Here is a 17,950-nt window from a genome sequence, read left to right as displayed (position 1 = left end):
GTTTCGAACCTGTGGTTGCGGACTGTCCGCGCATCGTCCAGCCCCCGATGCTTCTGGCCGGATTTCGGCGCAACCGCAACCGTGACGGACCGTCCCGGCCGCAATTCTTGTTACAGCGCCGCGATCAGGGCAGCGAAATATCCCAAGAAGTTGTCCCATTATCACAAAATGTCTGTCACTTTTGCGACGATAGGTGTTATCATTTGAGTTCGATCAGGGAGCCACGCTTCGGCGTTGGCGGTCAGCGGCAATGAAGAGCGATATCAGGCGTCAAGGGATCATGGAGTTTCTGATGGACGCCGGTCAGGCCGGCGTCGACGACTTGGCTTTGCTCTTTGGCGTCTCCAAGATGACCGTGCACCGCGACCTCGACGAGCTTGAGGAAAGCGGCTTCTTGCGCAAGGTGCGCGGCGGCGCCTCGATCCAGCCGAGCGGTTTGTTCGAAAGCGATTTCCGCTACCGCCAGAAGCAGGCGACCGAGGAAAAGCAGCGCCTTGCGGCTGCCGCCGTGGGCATGATCGAGCCCGGCCAGACCGTGATCATCGACGATGGCTCGACGGCTGGCGGCATTGCGCGGCATCTCGCCGATCTGCGGCCGCTGACCGTGATCACCAACAATCTGGCCGTCATCCAGGATCTGGCAGGCGCGGGCGGCATCAGCCTCATCGCGCTCGGCGGCCAGTACAGCAAGAAGTTCCACGGCTTCTTCGGCCTGCTGGCCGAGGCGTCGCTCAAATCGCTGCGTGCCGACGTCGCCTTCCTGTCCTCCTCCGCCATTCACGGCGCTTCCGCCTTCCACCAGGACCAGGAAGTGGTGCAGGCCAAGCGGCTGATGATGGCGGCGGCGACCCGCAAATATCTGCTGGTCGATCACGGCAAGTTCGGCCGCACGGCGCTGCACTTCCTCACCGATCTCAGCGCGTTCGACGCGGTCTTCACCGGCCGCGCGCCCGAGCCGGCGATGCGTGCCGCGCTGGATGCCGCCGGCGTGTCGCTGACGGTGATCGACAAGGGATCATGATCCCGAAGGCGTCAACTGATCGCTGGACAAAAGCAAGGAGCAGTACGCGTGGTTTACTGGGTCGGCACAAGCTGGAAGATGAACAAGACGCTCGCCGAGGCGATGGCTTTCGCTGAGCGCCTGACCGGTTTCATCCCAGGCTTCGATGACCGCATCCAGCCTTTCGTCATCCCGCCTTTCACGGCGGTGCGCGAGGTCAAGCAAGCACTGTCGGCGACGCGCGTCAAGGTCGGCGCTCAGAACATGCATTGGGCCGATGCCGGGGCCTGGACCGGCGAGATCTCGCCGCTGATGCTGAGGGATTGCGGACTCGATCTGGTCGAGCTCGGCCACAGCGAACGGCGCGAGCATTTCGGCGAGACCGATCATGCTGTCGGCCTGAAGACGGCGGCCGCCGTGAAGCACGGATTGATACCGCTGATCTGCGTCGGCGAGACGCTGGCCGAGCGTGAAGGCGGCAAGGCCGATGCCGTGTTGAGCGCCCAGGTCGAGGGCGCTCTGCAATTCCTCGAGGGCGAGGCGAAGGGTGCGAAAATCCTGTTCGCCTATGAGCCTGTCTGGGCGATCGGCGACAGGGGCATTCCGGCCGGCTCCGACTATGCCGACAAGCAGCAGAGGTTGATCAAGAAGGTCGCCGGCGGCCTGCTGCCGTCCGTGCCGCCCGTGCTCTATGGCGGCTCCGTCAATCCCGGCAATGCCGCCGAGCTGATCGGTCAGCCCAATATCGATGGGCTCTTCATCGGCCGCTCCGCCTGGCAGGCGGATGGCTACATCGACATCCTCGGCCGCGCTTCGGCGGGGATCTGAAATCATCCAAACACGAAAGGGAAACCATGAGAATAGCCATCGGAGCCGACAGCGCCGGCAAGCCGCTGCTCGATGTCATCGCCGCACACCTTGCCACCAAATCCGGCCTGACGGTCAGTGATCTCAGCCAGGCCGGCTACTATGCCGACCTCTCGCAAAAACTCGCCCAGACCATCATCGACGGCGAGAACGATCGCGGCATCCTGTTCTGCGGCACCGGCATCGGCGTATCGATCTCTGCCAACAAGGTGCCGGGGATCCGCGCCGCGCTCACCCACGATACTTATTCGGCCGAGCGCGCCGTGAAATCCAACAACGCCCAGATCATCACCATGGGCGCCCGCGTCATCGGCCCGGAATTGGCCAAGGCGATCGTCGACACGTGGCTTGCCTCCGAGTTCGACGAAAAGGGGCCATCGGCGGGCAATGTCGAGGCGATCAACAGGCTCGACGCGGTGAAGCCTGCATGAGCCGCGGGCCCGTGGCATAGCCGGGCGGGCTTGTTCCGCGCCGTGCATGCTGCGATGCCGGCCTACTTCTGTCTGCCGAGCCTGGCGGCGAGGGAACGCCGCACATCCTCTTCCGCTCCGTCCAGCAGGTCGATCAGCACCTTGCTGGTGGCTACCGAGTCGCGCTTTTCGATATTCTCGACAATCTGCCGATGCAGGCTGAGCGAATGGCGCTGACCGGCTGGGTTGTCGTCCGAAAGCCGGAAGCTGATCACCAGCGCGGTCTCGATCAAAGCGGCGAGCGAACCGATCAACTCGTTGCCTGACATGTGCAGGATCGCCTGGTGGAAAGCCAGATCCGGCACAGCGAAACGTTCGCCGTCATCACCGGTCTGTTCCATCTCTTCGAGGATTGCCCGCAAATCGGCGATCTGCTCCGGGCTGGCGCGCTGCGCCGCCAAGGCCCCGGCTGTCGGTTCGATCGCGCGGCGCAGCTCGAACAGGGAACGTGCCTCCTCTGCTGTCGTTCTCGAGCCGAAGCGCCACAAGAGCACATCGGGATCGAGGAAGTTCCAATACTTGCGCGGGCGCACCCTGGTCCCGGTCCGGGGGCGCATTTCCACCATGCCCTTGCCAGCCAGAACCTTGACGACTTCACGCAGGCCCGTGCGGCTCGCGCCATAGGAGGCGCTCCAATCGTCGCCATTCGGCAACTGGTCGCCGGGAATCAGTTCGCCACGCACGATGCTGAGGCCGATCTCATTGAGCAGTCTGCCGTGAAGACCGGAATGCGACGAGCCGGCCATGCGCGACGTCATCCGGGACGCCCGAGAGAGAGGGGCTGAATTCTTCATACTATTCCCATTATTCATATGATTGTCACGTCCCCGCCCTAGTGAGCACATCGTTGAACTCTCCACCAGAGCGATCGACGAACCACAGCGCAGATAGCACCCGAAGAGCCACAAAACCTCGTGTCTTGCCATCGCCGGCGATTGCCAGCGTCGTTGGTCGATGTCGTGCGCGTCGAGCCGTCGATTACAAACACCAACAGGAACGCGTCAGAAATGTCTTCCAAGATGATCGATCACGCCAGCAAAGCCGCCCTCAAGGGGACGGCCTGTCTTCCGAAAACCATAGCCTCCTGCATCGTTCTGTCCAGCGCGCTCGCCATGACATCGGTGCCGGCGTTTGCCGTCGAACCCTGGATCATGGTCGAGAAGACGACCTTCACCGGCGACGCGATATCCGCGAAGCAACAGGGCGTGACGACGGACGGCACGAACTGGTATTTCTCCGGCACCAATATTCTCGAGCGCACTGACAGGAACTATAACCCGTCCCTGACTGTCTCGCCCGCCATTCCCGATGTCCTCAAGCTTCCGTCCCAATATTCCGATATCGGGCTGAACCACATCGGCGACATCGATTATGCCGACGGGCTTCTCTATATTTCGCTGGACTCGAGCCAGCGCGACCCAGTCACCGGGGGCAAATACGAAAACCCGGTTTTCGCGGTGTATCGCGCGAGTGACCTGAGCTTCACCGGTCAGGCATTTTCGCTCAATCCGCCCCATGGCATCCATGATATTGCCAGCTGGGTGGCCGTCGATGCCAAGAACGGCCTCGGCTACGGCATGGCCTATGAGAACGCGACGGAGATAGCGGTCTACAATCTGTCGGATTGGAGCTTCAAGGAATACATCCCGCTGACGCACACCATCGACCAGGCACAGGGCGGCAAGCTTCTGGACGGCTGGATGTATTTTTCGACCGACAATGACCAGAAGATCATCTACCGGGCGAACCTCAAAACCGGCGAAGTCGAGAATCTGGGCAATCTGAACATCGGCCGCGAACAGGAAGTCGAAGGGCTTTCCTTCAACCAGACGAAGGACGGTTGGTCGATGTACATCCTCAATCGGGAAGCGCTGGAGAGTGACCCCACCGTGGAGGCGGTCGGTTTCTATCGCTATCTGCGTCCCTATGGAAACGCGCTTTCCGGCGAGATCCACACCGACATCAGCGGCGCTCTGGTGGAGGACAGCCGCTTCGCGCGGGATGCCGCCAGCAGCCGAATTCGCTCCGCCTTCGATGCGGTCTCCGCACCGGTCCTGACAACCGCCAGCATCGATGCCGGCGGCGTGCATGCCGCGCCCGCCAATGCCGATGGCATCGTGATCTGGAGCCAGGCGCTGGCAATGACGGGCGATACGAACGGTTCCGGCGATGCCGCGGCCTTCGGCCGCAACACGACAGGGTTCATCGGTGGCGCCGACGCACCGGTTGGAAGCTGGCGGCTTGGCGTGCTCGGCGGTTACAGCCATTCGAGGTTCGATGTCACCGACCGGGCTTCATCCGGTTCGAGCGACAACTACAATCTCGGCGTCTATGCCGGCACGCAACTGGGACAGTTCGGTTTCCGCGCCGGCGCGATCTATGGCTGGCATGACATCGAGACCAGGCGCAGCGTGGTCTTTCCTGCCTTCAGCGAACAGGTCTCCGCCGACTACAATGCCACGACGGCGCAAGCTTTCAGCGAACTGGCCTACCGGTTCGACATCGGCCACAATGCCTTCGAACCCTTCGCCAACCTCGCCTATGTCCATCTGAACACCGATGGTTTCGCCGAAACCGGCGGCGCGACTTCGGCGCTGACGGCACAGAAGGCGACGACCGAAAACACCTTCTCGACATTTGGCGTTCGCGCTTCGACCCAGTTCGACACGGGGGTGACCGGGGCCGCCCTGCACGGCATGCTGGGCTGGCAGCACGCCTACGGCAACGTCGGCCCGACCTCCGATCTGGCCTTCAACACCGGAGCATCCTTCACCATTTCGGGCGTGCCGATCGCCAGGGATGCCCTGGCCGTCGAAGCCGGGTTCGACGTTCTCCTGTCGTCCAATGCCAAACTCGGCGCATCCTATTCCGGCCAGATCGCCAAGGGCGCCCAGGGACATGCCGTCAAGGTCAGCTTCGATCTGAAGCTATAGGGCCGACACTGTCGCGTATCGCGCCGATCACGGTGACGGCCGACGCCGCCCCCGGGTCGACGTGCCCGAGTGATCGCTCGCCGAGCCGCGAGGAGCGGCCCTTGGCGGCGATCATGTCCTTGGTTGCTTCCGCGCCGCGCCCGGCGGCGGCAAGGGCCGCTTCGAGGCTCTGAGCCAAGTTCTTGCCGGCAAGATTGGCCGCGGCCGCTGCTTCGGCCGCCGGCTGCCAGGCATCGACCATCGTCTTCTCGCCAGGTTCCGCCTTGCCGCGATCCTTGATGCCTTGCGCCATTGCCTGGAACAGGGTGATGAAGTCCGCCTCCGCCAGCGTCGCCTTGCCCTTGGCGGCGGCGGCGGCGCGCATGAAGGCCGTTGCATAAAGCGGACCCGAGGAAGCGCCGACGGCATTCAGGAACGATTTCGCCGCCGTGTTGAGCAGCGCCGTCGGCTCGATCGAGGCAAGGTCGAGTGGCGCCAGCGCATCGCGCACGGCGTTGAAGCCGAGCGCCATGGCAATGCCGTGGTCGGCGTCGCCAATGACCCCGTCAAGCTGGCAGAGCCTGTCCCTGTCGGCCTCGATCGCCACCGCGATCGTATCGAACATTCTTTTCAAGTCGGCGGCATCGATGGTCACGGGAACGCTCCTTCGTCAGCCGGCACGGAACATGGCGCAGTCGCAGGGGTGGTCGAGCATGATCTGCAGCTCCTCGTCGAGATAAAAAAGCGTCACCGAGGCGCCGGCCATTTCCAGCGAGGTGCAGTAGTTGCCGACCCAGGTCGCGTGGATCGAAACGCCGATGTCGTCGAGCCGCTGCTTGACCCGGCGGTTCATGATGTAGAGTTCCATCAGCGGCGTCGAGCCGAGCGAGTTGACCAGCACCGCGACCTTGTCGCCGCGCTTCGGCGCCATCTCGGCGAAAATCCTGTCCAGCATCTCGTCGGTGATTTCGTCGGCGCTCCCAAGCTTGCCGCGAGCGATGCCGGGTTCGCCATGGATGCCCATGCCGATCTCCATTTCGTCGGCGCCGATCTCGAAATTCGGCCGCCTTGTCTGCGGCAGCGAGCAGGGTGACAGTGCCACGCCCATGGTGAAGGTGTGGTCGTTGGCCTTGCGCGCGATGCGCTCGACCTCGTCCAGGGAGAGCATGAGGTCGCAGGCGGCGCCGGCCGCCTTGAAGATAAAGAAATTGCCGGCGACGCCGCGGCGCTTCTGCCGCTGGTCGCGCGGCGCCGAGGCGACGTCATCGGTGGTCAGCACCGTGCGCACCTCGATGTCGTCCATCGCGGCCATCTCGGCCGCCATGTCGAAATTCATCACATCGCCGGCATAGTTGCCGTACATGAATAGCACGCCGGCGCCACCGCTCACCGCCTTGGCGCATTCCAGGATCGGATCGGGTGGCGGCGAGGCAAAGACGTTTCCGATGGCCGCCGCGTCCGCCAGTCCCTTGCCGACAAAGCCTAGAAAGGTCGGTTCGTGGCCGGAGCCGCCGCCGATGACCAGCCCGACCTTGCCGGGCCGCGGCCCGTCGCGGGCGATGATCGAGCGCGGGCTGCCGTCCGCGCTCATGAGGTGGCGAGGATGCGCGGCGAGGATCCCTTCGAGCATCTCGTCGACGGCGCGGTTGCCGTCATTGATGATCTTCTTGGTCTGCACCGGCATCCTCCCCGAACTCGGTATTTTCGCAAATACTACCGGGTGTTATCGCGATTTCCACCCGGCCGGGAAGATTTCATGCCGCGATCTTTTCCCGGGCGGCGAGAATCTGCACGCAGGCGTTGGCCGCTTCCTTGCCCTTGATCGTGAAGTGCTCGAAGAAGAAGCGGTGATGCTCGGCGCTGTCGTGAAAATTGTGCGGCGTCAGCACCGCAGAAAGCACCGGCACACCGGTCGACAGTTGCACGTTCATCATGCCGTCGATGACGGCGCCGGCGACGAACTCATGCCGGTAGATGCCACCATTGACGACGAAGGCCGTGCCGAGGATCGCGGCATAGCGGCCGGTCTCAGCCAAGGTCTTGGCGTGCAGCGGGATTTCGTAGGCGCCGGGCACATCGAAGACATCGACGGCGAAGCGGTCGCCTCCTAGTTCGGCGAGTTCCGTTTCGAAAGCCCTTACGCACTGGTCGACGATATCGGCATGCCAGCGCGCTCGAATGACGGCGATGCGGGTTGTTTCATAGTCTTTGTGGGAATGCTGATTCATGGGTCCATCCTTCCGTTTCGAACCAGAATCAGGACGCACGACACGGAATCCGGCCCGCCGATGCGGTCCGTCTTCCGTTTCGTCCTCTTTCATCCGGACTCTAACCGTCGGCTCCGGATTCACACCGGATCTGCTGACCTTTCCAAACTGGAAAGCGCTCGCGGGCTTGGGTTTGAGACCCTTACCGCCGGTGGGGACTTTCACCCCGCCCTGAGAACATTAACGGGCTTTTGTATGGAGGGGCGGGGGTGTCACTGTCAACCGGGCGAAAGGCCGGTGGCCAATCACGTTCCGTCGACTGGAGCAATCACGTAAAAGAAGCGATCTGTCGCGTGCGCCACGCTGCCGCCGCTGCGGCAACCAGCATCAGCAGTGCCGCAACCATCGCGCAGACCGCAAAGCCGAAGCTGGAATAGAGCGGCCCGAAACCGGTGGTGCCGACAAAGACCGCCAGATAGGTTACCGAGCTGTTCAGGCCCATGATCGTGCCACGCCGTGAGGGATCGAGCGCCGAAAGGCTCATCACCAGGACATTCAGTCCGAAATGATTGGCAAGCCCCCAAACCGCCACCATGGCGAGCGTCAGGCCGAAACTGTGGCTGCTCGCGGCGATCGCGACATAGACGATGGCGACTAGAAGATAGGCGAATGGCATGACGCGGCGTGCGCCCAGGCGATCGATCACCCCGTCGAGGAGAGCAGCCGTGCCGAAGCCGATGCCATAGGCAAGGGCTGCCCATCCATTGGCGCTCACCGGTTTGCCAAGTCCGCTGTGCAGGTGGTCGCCGAGATAGCCATAGACACCGTAGAAGGCGGTCATGAAGGCGGCGCAGGCGATGAGAAGCGGCACGATGCCGGGAATGCCGAGCGCCGCCAGCGGCGTCGGGGCCGGGCCGCTCTTCCTGATGTCGCTCAGCGAGGTCATGGTGAGACTGGTCAGCGCCAGCATTGCCAGTACCGCGACGGCCGCGAAGACGGCGCGCCAGTGCACGAGATCGGCAAGCACGGCCGAGAGCGAAACACCGGCCACCATGCTGAGCGTCCATCCGGTCAGCACGACGCCGATGGTCCCGCTTTCGCGGCCGGGCGGCGCGATCGCCGCCGAACTCGCATAGATCGCCGGCATGGCGACGCCGGCGGCAATACCTGCGACCAGCTGGGCCGCGACCAGCACGGCCAGTATCGGTGCGGCCGCGCTGGCAACCAGGGCCATGGCCAGCAACAGCAATGCCCCCTGCAGCATCCGGCGGGCGCCGAGCCGGTCGATATAGCGGGCCAGGAACAGGGCACTTGCCGAGGTCCCGAGCCCAAAGGCGGCCGCCGCGATCATCACGGTCGGGACGCTGCTCGCGAAGGACGACGCCACGGCCGGGGCTATCGGGCCCAGGACCAGCGAATTCGAGCCGATCACGGCGATGCATCCGGTCAACAGATAGGCGAGGGCCGGGATCGGCGGCCTGGCATCCGTTGGCAGGGCTGTTACTTGATTGCTGTTCGACATATGGCCATAATGGCCGTATTAAATTCTGTGGCAATCAGGATTGTCGATATGGATGAAGAAACAGATACCATTCCGCGGAACACGCCGGCGCCCCGCGATGTCGACGCAATTGACAGAAAGATATTAGGCGTTCTCGTCGACGATGCCACCGTCAGCTATGCGGAACTCGGCGATCGGGTCGGGCTTTCGCCGCCAGCCGCGCATGAGCGGGTGAAGCGTCTTCGGCGCAGCGGCGCCATTCGCGGCACAGCCGCGATCATCGACCCCAAGGCGGTGAAGAAGCCGCTGCTGGCCTTCGTGCATATCGACACCAGGGGCTGGGGCAAGACCCCGGAGTTGATGGCGGTTTCGCAATATCCGGAAGTCGAGGAGATCCACACCGTCGCCGGCGACACCTGCATGTTGCTGAAGGTCCGCACCGAAGACACGCGGGCGCTGGAAGGCCTGCTCGCTCGCCTCTACGAAACGCCCGGCGTCACCTCGACCCGCAGCTATGTGGTGCTGTCGACCTATCTCGAGCGCCCGGTGCAGCCCGGCGTCACCACGCAATGGCCAACGCCCAACCACATGAGCAAGCCGCTGTACTAGCCGGCATGGGCTATGCCCGTTCGGGGAACATCGCCTTCAGGCCCTCGCGCGATGCCTTGGCTATGCCGCGTTCGGTGATCAAGCCAGTCACCAGCCGCGCCGGGGTCACGTCGAAGGCCGGATTGGCCGCGGGCGTCGCTTCGGGCGAGATGCGCACCTGGGCGATCTCGCCGCTGGCGGTCTTGCCCCATACCAGCGAGACCTCGTCGGCCGAGCGCTGCTCGATCGGGATTTCCTTGAGCCCATCATGCACCGTCCAGTCGATGGTGGGCGAGGGCAGCGCGACATAGAACGGCACGTCATTGTCGGCGGCGGCGAGCGCCTTCAGATAGGTGCCGATCTTGTTGCAGACATCGCCGTCGGCGGTGGTCCGGTCGGTGCCGACGATGACCATGTCGATCGCCCCGCGCTGCATCAGATGGCCGCCGGCATTGTCGACGATCAGAGTGTGCGGCACGCCGTGGCCTGCCATCTCCCACGCGGTCAGCTGGGCGCCCTGGTTGCGCGGTCGGGTCTCGTCAACATAGACGTGGACCGGAATGCCGGCTTCGGTTGCCAGATAGATCGGCGCGGTGGCGGTGCCGTAATCGACGGTGGCCAGCCAGCCGGCATTGCAATGTGTCAGGATGTTGACCGTCTCACCCGGCTGCTTGCGCGCCGCGATCGCCTTGATGACGGCAAGACCGTTCTCGCCGATGGCGCGGTTCAGACCGACATCCTCGTCGGCGATCTCACCAACGCGCCGATAGGCGGCTTCGGCGCGTTGTTCTTTTGGCAGCGGCTTGAGGAAGCGCCGCATCTCATCGAGCGCCCAACGCAAATTGATCGCCGTCGGGCGCGTCTCGTGCAGCGTTTCCCAAACGGCATCGAGCGCTTCGTCGGATGGGTCGTCGGCCATCTGCAGGGCGACACCGTAGGCGGCGGTGACGCCGATCAGCGGCGCGCCGCGCACCCACATGTCGCGGATGGCGGTGGCGATGCCGGAAACCGTGCCGATCGTCTCGACGCGGAAATCATGCGGCAGCCAACGCTGGTCGATAATGTCAACCGAACGTCCGTCGTCGCTCAGCCAGATGGTGCGATAGTGGCGCTCGCCGACGTTCAAATGCTGCTCTCCTGTTCGATCAGCGCGGCCAGATTGTTGACCTCGTCGATGCTGTGTATCCGCCGCCGGTTGACGGCGATGTGACGGCCGAATTTGAGCGCCTTCGCCTCGCAGGAGGCGCGCAGATCCTCGTCGGCAATGGTCTCGAAATCGGCATTGTGGGCAAGGCCGAGGATGCGCCTGTGCACCTCGATGCCGGCAAAGCCGAGAAGATCGGTCCAGATCTGGTGCAGAACGTGATCGAGCGCCTGCTCCGCGGCGAGTATGTCGCCCTGATCCTCGAACAGGCTTCCCTGATAGAGCATTCCGGTGCGCTCGGTGCGCCACAGATGCGAGAACTCGGCGCGGAACACCGCCCATGTCTGTGCGGTGACCCCGAGCAGATAGGTGCGCATGGCGTCGCGCTTGCCTTTCTGCTCATGTCCGCGCTGCGAGAAGAAGGACATCCAGAAATTGGCGAGCAGCATGCCGACATCGAAGGCCATCGGCCCGTAGAAGGCGAACTCCGGATCGATCATCCGGGTCTCTGTGTCGGTGACCATGATCGAGCCGGAATGCAGGTCGCCATGCAGCAGCGTCTCGGCATTGGCGGCGAAGATGTGCTTCAGCCGTTGCGCCTCCACCTTGAGGTCGCGGTCGGCACGCAGGTCCGCGACCAGACCGTCGAGTTGCGGCGAGGTATGCCGGTTCAACTTCGCGTCGAAATAGGGATCGGAGAACACCAGGTTCTCGGTGATGTCGCAGAGGTCGACATTGTCGGCGAACAGCGCCAGATCGGCCTTGCGATCCCTGGTCACCATCGACAGGTCGGACCCGCGGAACAGCGTACGGGCCATGAACAGGCCGATATCCCTGGCAATGTTGGGCAACTGGCGCCCGTCGATCAGCGCGCGCCTGAGAATGGTATGTGGTGGCGCCAGATACTCCATGATGATCAGCGCCTGGCCTTCATCGAAATGATAGATCGCCGGCACCGAGCCCGGCGCGCGCGCCTCCTGACGGGTCAGCGCGTGATACTCGAAGAAGGATCGCTTCAGCGGTAGCGGCCAGCTGTCGCCGACCAGCCGGACATAGGGCAGGGCCTGCTTGACGATGGCGCCGCCGCCGGCACCCTCGACGATGAACACCAGGTTCAGATTGCCGTCGCCGACTTCGCGGACCTTCCATCGTGTCGTGTCCTTGCCGATCTTCGCGCACAGCGCCTCGTTCGTGCCGAGGCGCGTTGCAAGCGTCTCCACCGACAATGCTTCGAACGGCAATTTCCCAGTCATTCGTCTCCCTCCCGCCTGTGCGCTCCGATCATAAGGGAGCCTTAGCGGCGGGGCCAAGCTAGGAACCTGTCTGGCAATTGTCAATCGTGTTGACAATTGCCGATATTGACCATAGCGTCGAGGTCAGGGAGGAACGCATGGTCGGCAATGCCGTGTTCCGCGTAGAGGGACTGAGGAAATCCTTTGGCCGCAACGAGGTGCTTGGCGGCATCTCGCTCGAGCTGCATGCCGGCGAAGTGACCGTGCTGATGGGCGCCAACGGCGCTGGTAAATCCACCCTCGTCAAGATCATCAGCGGCGTCTACGAGCGTGGCGGCGGCACCATGACGCTTGCCGGGCAGGAGTTCGCGCCGAACACGCCGGCCGAAGCGATCCGCTCCGGCGTCGTCACCGTGCATCAGAACATCAATGACGGTGTCGTGGCCGACCTCGATGTCGCCACCAACCTGACGCTCGACAGGCTGAGCGGCAAGGGCGCGCCGACCCTGTTCAATCCGGCCCGGGTGCGCCGCGAGGCCAAGGCCGTCGCCGACCGCATGGGGTTGGCCATCGATCTCAAGGCCCGCGTCAACGACCTTTCGCTGGCCGATCGCCAGATGGTGGCGATCGCACGCGCCTTGGCGCACCAGCCGAAGGTGCTGATCCTCGACGAGCCGACTTCCTCGCTCTCCAGCGCCGAAGCCGACCGGTTGTTCGCCCTGGTCGACAGGCTGCGCGAGCAGGGCGTGGCGATCCTCTATATCTCGCACCGCATGTCCGACATCAGGCGGCTTGCCGATCGCATCGTCTCCATGCGTGACGGCATCGTTTCAGGTGCCTTTGACACCAAGCCGCTCGATTATGAAGGCGCGGTCAATGCCATGCTCGGCCGCAAGATCCATCTCGACCAGATCGTTGCCAGAAGTTCCGCCAAGCCGGTCCTGACCGTTGAAGGCCTGCGCATCGCGCAGGGCGCCAGGCCGATCTCGCTGACGCTTGGCGATGGCGAGGTCGTCGCCATCACCGGCCTCGTCGGTGTCGGCAAGACCGCTTTTGCCGAAACGCTGTTCGGTGTGCGCAAGCCGCTGTCGGGTACGATGGCGATGAATGGCAGGCCCTACGCGCCGCGATCCGCCGGCGATGCGATCGCGGCCGGCGTGTTCCTCGTCGCAAAGGACCGCGCCACCAGCGGCATTGTCGGCGGCTTCAACATCGAGCGTAATGTCAGCCTGCCGTTCCTGAAGCGGATGTCGAACATGGGCGTGCTCAAGCGTCGGCTCGAACGCGCGACCGCGCGCCGGCAGATCGAGGAACTCAGCATCGTCTGCCGCTCCGAGAAGGACGAAATGTCGGCATTGTCGGGCGGCAACCAGCAGAAGGTGATGGTCGCCCGCTGGATGGCGCAGGACGCCGCGCTGTTCATGCTCGACGAGCCTTTTCAGGGCGTCGATATCTCGGCCAGGCGCGACATCGCCGCCAAGCTCAGGGCAAGCGCCCATGGCCGCGCGACGCTTTTGTTCGTCACCGAACTCGACGAGGCGCTGGAGACGGCCGACCGCATCCTGGTGATGTCGGAACACACGATCGTCGGCGAACACCGCAACGCCGAAGTCGATCTCGATCGCCTGCTGGCCGAGGTCGCCGGCGGGCCGTTGCACAGCGCTGCCTGAGCGTGGCGGTCGATGGAATTGGAATGGAGAGACCATGGGTTCGAGTTGGCTAAAGTGGGCAGCGGCGCCGGGGTGCGCTGAATGATGCTGCGCGACCACGCAATCCGCTACGGGTTCATCGTCCTGCTGGTCGGACTCGTCGCTTATTTCGCGATCGCGGCCGACGGTTTCGTCTCGCCGCAAAGTGCCGTCTTCATCTTCCAGTCCGTCGCCATCACCGGCGTGCTGGCGCTCGGCGTCACCGCCACGCTGGTTGTCGGCGGCTTCGACCTGTCGATCGGCTCGGTCGCCACATCGGCCATGATGGCGGCTGCCTATGTCATGGTGGTGCTGGAGCAGAATGCCGTCGTCGCCGTGGTCGTCTGCCTGCTCATCGGTGCCATTGTCGGCCTGATCAATGGCTGGCTGATCGTCTATATGCGCGTGCCGGACCTGCTCGCCACGCTCGGCATGATGTTCCTGCTTGTCGGCTTGCAGCGCATCCCGACCGAGGGCCGCTCCATCGCCACCGGCATGACCATGCCCGACGGTTCGGTCGCCAACGGCAAATTCTCCGACGCCTTCCTTGCGCTCGGCCGCCACCGCTTCGATTTCTTCATCCCGAACCTCATTCCGGTGTCGGTGGTCGTATTGCTGGTGCTTGCCGTGCTGATCTGGTTCTTCCTTGAATACACGCGCTTCGGGCGGATGATGTATGCGGTCGGCAGCAATGAGCGCGCCGCTGAACTCGCCGGCGCGCCTGTCAAGGCATACAAGATCTGGGCCTACGTTATTTCAGGAGTTTTTGCCTCGATCGGCGGCATTTTGCTCGCTGCCCGGCTTGGACGCGGCGATATCGCCTCGGGTAATAATTTGCTGCTCGATGCTGTCGCCGCGGCGCTGATCGGCTACGCGGTGCTTGGCGCCGCCAAGCCGAACGCCTTCGGCACCGCCGTCGGCGCGCTGTTCGTCGGCATCCTGCTGCAAGGCCTGACGATGATGAACGCGCCTTACTACACGCAGGATTTCGTCAAGGGCGTGGTTCTGGTCGTCGCCCTTGTCTTCACCTTTGCCTTGTCGGGCAGGGGCCGGAGATAATTTCGGCCGGATAGGTTTTTGGGCTCAACAAGAGTGGAGGAAAACAAGGTGAACATCACAAGAAGACTTCTGGGGAAGGTGGCGCTCGGGCTGGCCGGGGCAACCATGCTGATGCAGTTTCCCGCGCTGGCCGCGGACAAGCCGGCGCCGTTCGACAAGCCCGGCGTCAAGATCGCGCTGGTGCGCTATCTCTCGACTGGTGACTTCTTCCAGGCCTATCTCTCGGGCGTCGAGGCGCAGTCGAAGGCGCTCGGCATCGATCTGCGCGTGCTCGACAGCCGCCAGGACGCCGCCCTCCAGTCCGACATGGTCGACCAGGCGATCGCGCTCGGCGTACAGGGCATCATCATCCAGCACGGCCTGACGGAATCGATGAAGGACGCCGCCCAGCGCGCTGTCGACGCCGGCATCAAGGTGGTGGCTTTCGACGTCAATGTCGAAAACCCCAAGATCCCGCAGATCGAACAGTCGGACAAAGACCTTGCCCGCCTCGCGCTCGAGCAGGCGGTCAAGGACAATGGCGAAAGCTGGAATGCCGGCTATGTCTATGTCGCCGGCATCGCGCCGCTCGACCGCCGCAACGAGACCTGGGTCGACGTGAAGAAGAAGTATGCGGGCATCAAGGAAGTGGCCATGTTCGGCACGCTCGACAACCCGATCGCCAACTCCGTCGCCAACCAGGCGCGTTCGGTGCTGTCGGCTCATCCCGACATCAAGGTGATGTTCGCCCCCTATGACGAATTCGCCAAGGGCGTGAAGATCGCCGTCGACGAAGCCGGCTTGAACAAGGGCATCAAGATCTATTCGGCCGATATCTCGACTTCGGATATCGCGGCGATGCGCGAGCCCGACAGCGCCTGGGCAGCGACCGCGGCGACCAACCCGGCCGTTGTCGGCCAGGTCTCGGTGCGCGCTCTGGCACAGCTGCTCGCTGGTGAGGACCCCGGCCACAACGTCATTGTGCCGCCGACGCTGATCACCCAGAAGGAACTGATCGACAAGGACATCAAGAACATGGAAGACCTGTCGGCCAAGCTGCCGCAGTTCGCCCATGCCGATGTCGCCATGCCGGCCTGGATGCCGAATCCGAACGCGAAGTAAGGATCGTCACGACAGATATGAAAAGGGCGGCCGTGAGCCGCCCTTTTTTGTTGTCAGCCGAAAATGCCTACCGCAGCGCCGCCGCGATGTTGCCGCCGTCGACAGTCGTCACGTCAGCGGTGGTGCGTTCGGCCAGCGCGTGATGCAGGAAGGCCTGAGCCACGTCCTGTGCGGTCACTTCCTGGCCGAGCAGATTGCCGGACATGTACTCCTTCTCCGAGACGCCGCGCGCGCCGGAGCGGCTGGCGATCATGGCGTCGGTCAGAAGGCCGGACCGGATGCGATCGGCGTTGACGGCGTTGGAGCGGATGCCATGGGCGCCGTAGTCGAGCGCATATTGCCTGGACAGGAACAAAGTCGCCGCCTTCGGTACGCCATAGGCGCCGAATTTCGGACCGGGGTTCACCGCCTGCTTGGAGGTGTTGAACAAAAGCACCCCGCCTGTGCCCTGTTCGAGCATGATACGCACGGCGTTCTGCGCCGCCGACTGGTGGGCGAAGAAATTGAGCTCGAAGCTCTTGCGCAGAAGCGCATCATCGAGTTCGCCGATCCGGCCTTCCCAGGCAGCCCCCGCATTGGAGACCAGGATGTCGACGCCGCCGAAGACGGCAACCGCTTTGTCGAAGGCGGCACGCACCTGGGCCGGATCGGTGATGTCGGCGGCGACGCCGATCGAATTGTTACCGGCCTTCTTTGCGGCATCAACAGCCTTGTCGGCATCGAGATCGACAACGACGGCATGGGCGCCATTGTCGGCGAACAGTTTTGCCGTTGCCGCCCCGATCGCGCCGGCGCCGCCGGTGATCAGGACCACTTGGCCAGTCAGCGGCTTCGGCTTGTTGGAGGCAAGCTTGGCCTGTTCGAGCGACCAGTATTCCAGCGGGAAGAGGTCAGCCTTGGACAGCGGATGGAACCGTCCGACCGCTTCCGCGCCGCGCACCGCCTCGATCCACATTTCGCCGACGTCGGAGGCGATTTTGGCATCCTTCAGCGTACGGCCATGGCCGAACATGCCGAGGCCCGGCACCAGCGTCAGCCGCGGCATCGGGTCGAGCATGATGCGCTTGACGTCGTCGAGCGCGTCATTGGTCTCGAAATAGGCGCGATAATCGTTGGCGAAGGCGTCGACATGGCTCTTGATGATGGCCTTATAGTCGCCCGCCTTGTCGGCATCGGGCGCCGGCACCGCCATCGGGCCTGTCTTGATACGGATCGACAGATCCGGTGTCGACACGCCGCGTCCGGCATAGTCGGCGATCGCGGCCGAGTTGATGAAATCGACGATCGCGTCGGAGGTGCGAAAGTCGGAGATCATGCGGTCGAAGCGGCCTTCGCCGCGCGACACCGCGACGGCGCCGCGCAGCATCGGAGCGATGGAGGCCGGCGTCGCGAGCCTTGCCGGCAGCGCGGCCTTTGCCGCCTTCGGCTTGGCGTGCCTGGCCACATAGTCCTCGGCGACGTTCACATAGTGGATCATCCGGTCATAGGCCTGTTTGGCATCGTCGCCGAAGGTGAAGATGCCGTGCTTGTCGAGGATCAGCCCTTCAACGGTCGGGTCGGCATCGAAAACGTCGGCCGCCGCCTTGGCAAGGTCGAAGCCTGGCATGATGTAGGGCACGTAGCCCATCTTGCTGCCAAAGACCGTCTTCACCAGCGGCTTCGAATCTTCCTGGTCGACGATGGCCAGGATCGCGGTCGAATGGGTGTGGTCGACGAATTTGTGCGGCAGGAAGGCATGCAGCAACGTTTCGACCGAGGGATTGGGCGAAGAGGGATCGATCAGGTTCGCCCGCTGCAGCGCCACCATGTCCTCGTCGGAGAGCTTGTCCAGCGCGCGCGCCTTGAGCAGGGCGCCCATCTTGACCGCCGGCAGGCCTTGCGGCTCGATGACGGCCATGTCCCAGCCGCTGCCCTTGACGCAGAGCACGTCCCATTCATCGCCGACGAGGTCGGTTGCCTTGATCTTGCAGGAGGTGTTGCCGCCGCCATGCAGGACGAGCTGCGGCACGCCGCCCAGCAGCCGCGTGGTGTAGACGCGCAAGGCCAGGTCGCGGCCGACGCCCTTCTTGGCATAGTCGGCGACAAGTTTCTCCGCCGCTTCGTCGTTCCATAGGTTCTTCATGTTCGCTTCGTCCAGTTGCTGTCTTGGGTGGTGAAACAGGATGCCGCGACGCCTTGATG

Annotated in this window: 16 protein-coding genes and 1 riboswitch; of the genes, 8 read left to right on the top strand and 8 right to left on the bottom strand. The window is 63.6% G+C overall.

Features of this window, described 5'->3' with window-relative positions; genetic code table 11:
• Positions 1-250: 250 nt before the first annotated feature.
• Genes AC07SZ_RS34790 through derI form a run of 3 tightly spaced genes read left to right on the top strand, consistent with a single transcriptional unit; the run spans position 251 to position 2,298 of the window.
• Complete coding sequence (locus AC07SZ_RS34790; RefSeq protein WP_056564390.1) at positions 251-1,021, top strand: DeoR/GlpR family DNA-binding transcription regulator; 771 nt, start codon at positions 251-253, stop codon at positions 1,019-1,021.
• A 48-nt stretch (positions 1,022-1,069) separates the two neighbouring features.
• Positions 1,070-1,828, top strand: coding sequence for a triose-phosphate isomerase (locus AC07SZ_RS34785; RefSeq protein ID WP_494917790.1), 759 nt, complete (start codon positions 1,070-1,072; stop codon positions 1,826-1,828).
• Between the two features lie 26 nt (positions 1,829-1,854).
• Positions 1,855-2,298, top strand: coding sequence for a D-erythrulose-4-phosphate isomerase (gene derI, locus AC07SZ_RS34780; protein ID WP_056564384.1), 444 nt, complete (start codon positions 1,855-1,857; stop codon positions 2,296-2,298).
• A 62-nt stretch (positions 2,299-2,360) separates the two neighbouring features.
• On the opposite strand, the gene AC07SZ_RS34775 is transcribed toward derI, so the two are convergent.
• Positions 2,361-3,095 (bottom strand): FadR/GntR family transcriptional regulator, encoded by a 735-nt coding sequence (locus AC07SZ_RS34775; protein WP_494917789.1) that lies wholly within the window; start codon positions 3,093-3,095, stop codon positions 2,361-2,363.
• A 249-nt stretch (positions 3,096-3,344) separates the two neighbouring features.
• On the opposite strand from AC07SZ_RS34775, the gene AC07SZ_RS34770 reads away from it, so the two are divergent.
• Positions 3,345-5,270, top strand: a complete 1,926-nt coding sequence (locus tag AC07SZ_RS34770) for an autotransporter outer membrane beta-barrel domain-containing protein (protein ID WP_494917788.1) — start codon at positions 3,345-3,347, stop codon at positions 5,268-5,270.
• On the opposite strand, the gene dhaL is transcribed toward AC07SZ_RS34770, so the two are convergent.
• From dhaL to AC07SZ_RS34750, 4 genes are all read right to left on the bottom strand, one after another.
• Positions 5,248-5,904, bottom strand: a complete 657-nt coding sequence (gene dhaL / locus AC07SZ_RS34765; protein WP_056564376.1) for a dihydroxyacetone kinase subunit DhaL — start codon at positions 5,902-5,904, stop codon at positions 5,248-5,250. The genes AC07SZ_RS34770 and dhaL overlap by 23 nt on opposite strands.
• A gap of 15 nt (positions 5,905-5,919) precedes the next feature.
• The gene (locus tag AC07SZ_RS34760; protein ID WP_494917787.1) at positions 5,920-6,933 is read right to left on the bottom strand and encodes a dihydroxyacetone kinase subunit DhaK; all 1,014 of its coding nucleotides are present in this window, start codon (positions 6,931-6,933) and stop codon (positions 5,920-5,922) included.
• Between the two features lie 70 nt (positions 6,934-7,003).
• Positions 7,004-7,477 carry a 6,7-dimethyl-8-ribityllumazine synthase gene (locus tag AC07SZ_RS34755; protein WP_172374236.1) on the bottom strand — a complete coding sequence of 158 codons (474 nt, stop codon included), beginning with the start codon at positions 7,475-7,477 and terminating at the stop codon, positions 7,004-7,006.
• A 77-nt stretch (positions 7,478-7,554) separates the two neighbouring features.
• A riboswitch (FMN riboswitch) is annotated at positions 7,555-7,699 on the bottom strand.
• Between the two features lie 85 nt (positions 7,700-7,784).
• On the bottom strand, positions 7,785-8,978 hold the full coding sequence (locus AC07SZ_RS34750) for an MFS transporter (RefSeq protein ID WP_494917786.1): 1,194 nt from the start codon (positions 8,976-8,978) through the stop codon (positions 7,785-7,787).
• A 48-nt stretch (positions 8,979-9,026) separates the two neighbouring features.
• Here AC07SZ_RS34750 and AC07SZ_RS34745 point away from each other — a divergent pair, with 48 nt between their 5' ends.
• On the top strand, positions 9,027-9,566 hold the full coding sequence (locus tag AC07SZ_RS34745; protein ID WP_056564366.1) for an Lrp/AsnC family transcriptional regulator: 540 nt from the start codon (positions 9,027-9,029) through the stop codon (positions 9,564-9,566).
• 10 nt (positions 9,567-9,576) lie between these two features.
• Here the strand turns inward: AC07SZ_RS34745 and mtnA are convergent, their stop codons facing one another.
• On the bottom strand, positions 9,577-10,671 hold the full coding sequence (gene mtnA / locus AC07SZ_RS34740; protein ID WP_172374233.1) for an S-methyl-5-thioribose-1-phosphate isomerase: 1,095 nt from the start codon (positions 10,669-10,671) through the stop codon (positions 9,577-9,579).
• Positions 10,668-11,942 carry an S-methyl-5-thioribose kinase gene (mtnK, locus tag AC07SZ_RS34735; RefSeq protein ID WP_494917785.1) on the bottom strand — a complete coding sequence of 425 codons (1,275 nt, stop codon included), beginning with the start codon at positions 11,940-11,942 and terminating at the stop codon, positions 10,668-10,670. The genes mtnA and mtnK overlap by 4 nt, the downstream gene beginning before the upstream one ends.
• A gap of 137 nt (positions 11,943-12,079) precedes the next feature.
• Here mtnK and AC07SZ_RS34730 point away from each other — a divergent pair, with 137 nt between their 5' ends.
• From AC07SZ_RS34730 to AC07SZ_RS34720, 3 genes are all read left to right on the top strand, one after another.
• Positions 12,080-13,591, top strand: coding sequence for a sugar ABC transporter ATP-binding protein (locus AC07SZ_RS34730; RefSeq protein WP_056564357.1), 1,512 nt, complete (start codon positions 12,080-12,082; stop codon positions 13,589-13,591).
• Between the two features lie 81 nt (positions 13,592-13,672).
• Positions 13,673-14,668 (top strand): ABC transporter permease, encoded by a 996-nt coding sequence (locus AC07SZ_RS34725; RefSeq protein WP_056564354.1) that lies wholly within the window; start codon positions 13,673-13,675, stop codon positions 14,666-14,668.
• Positions 14,669-14,716: 48 nt separating this feature from the next.
• The gene (locus tag AC07SZ_RS34720; RefSeq protein WP_056565665.1) at positions 14,717-15,769 is read left to right on the top strand and encodes a substrate-binding domain-containing protein; all 1,053 of its coding nucleotides are present in this window, start codon (positions 14,717-14,719) and stop codon (positions 15,767-15,769) included.
• A gap of 67 nt (positions 15,770-15,836) precedes the next feature.
• Here AC07SZ_RS34720 and AC07SZ_RS34715 read toward each other — a convergent pair whose 3' ends face one another.
• Positions 15,837-17,891, bottom strand: coding sequence for a bifunctional aldolase/short-chain dehydrogenase (locus AC07SZ_RS34715; RefSeq protein ID WP_494917784.1), 2,055 nt, complete (start codon positions 17,889-17,891; stop codon positions 15,837-15,839).
• Positions 17,892-17,950: the final 59 nt, after the last annotated feature.

It is taken from the genome of Mesorhizobium sp. GW821-FHT07A06 (genome assembly GCF_059419085.1).
This window is presented reverse-complemented; position numbering and strand designations above follow the sequence as displayed.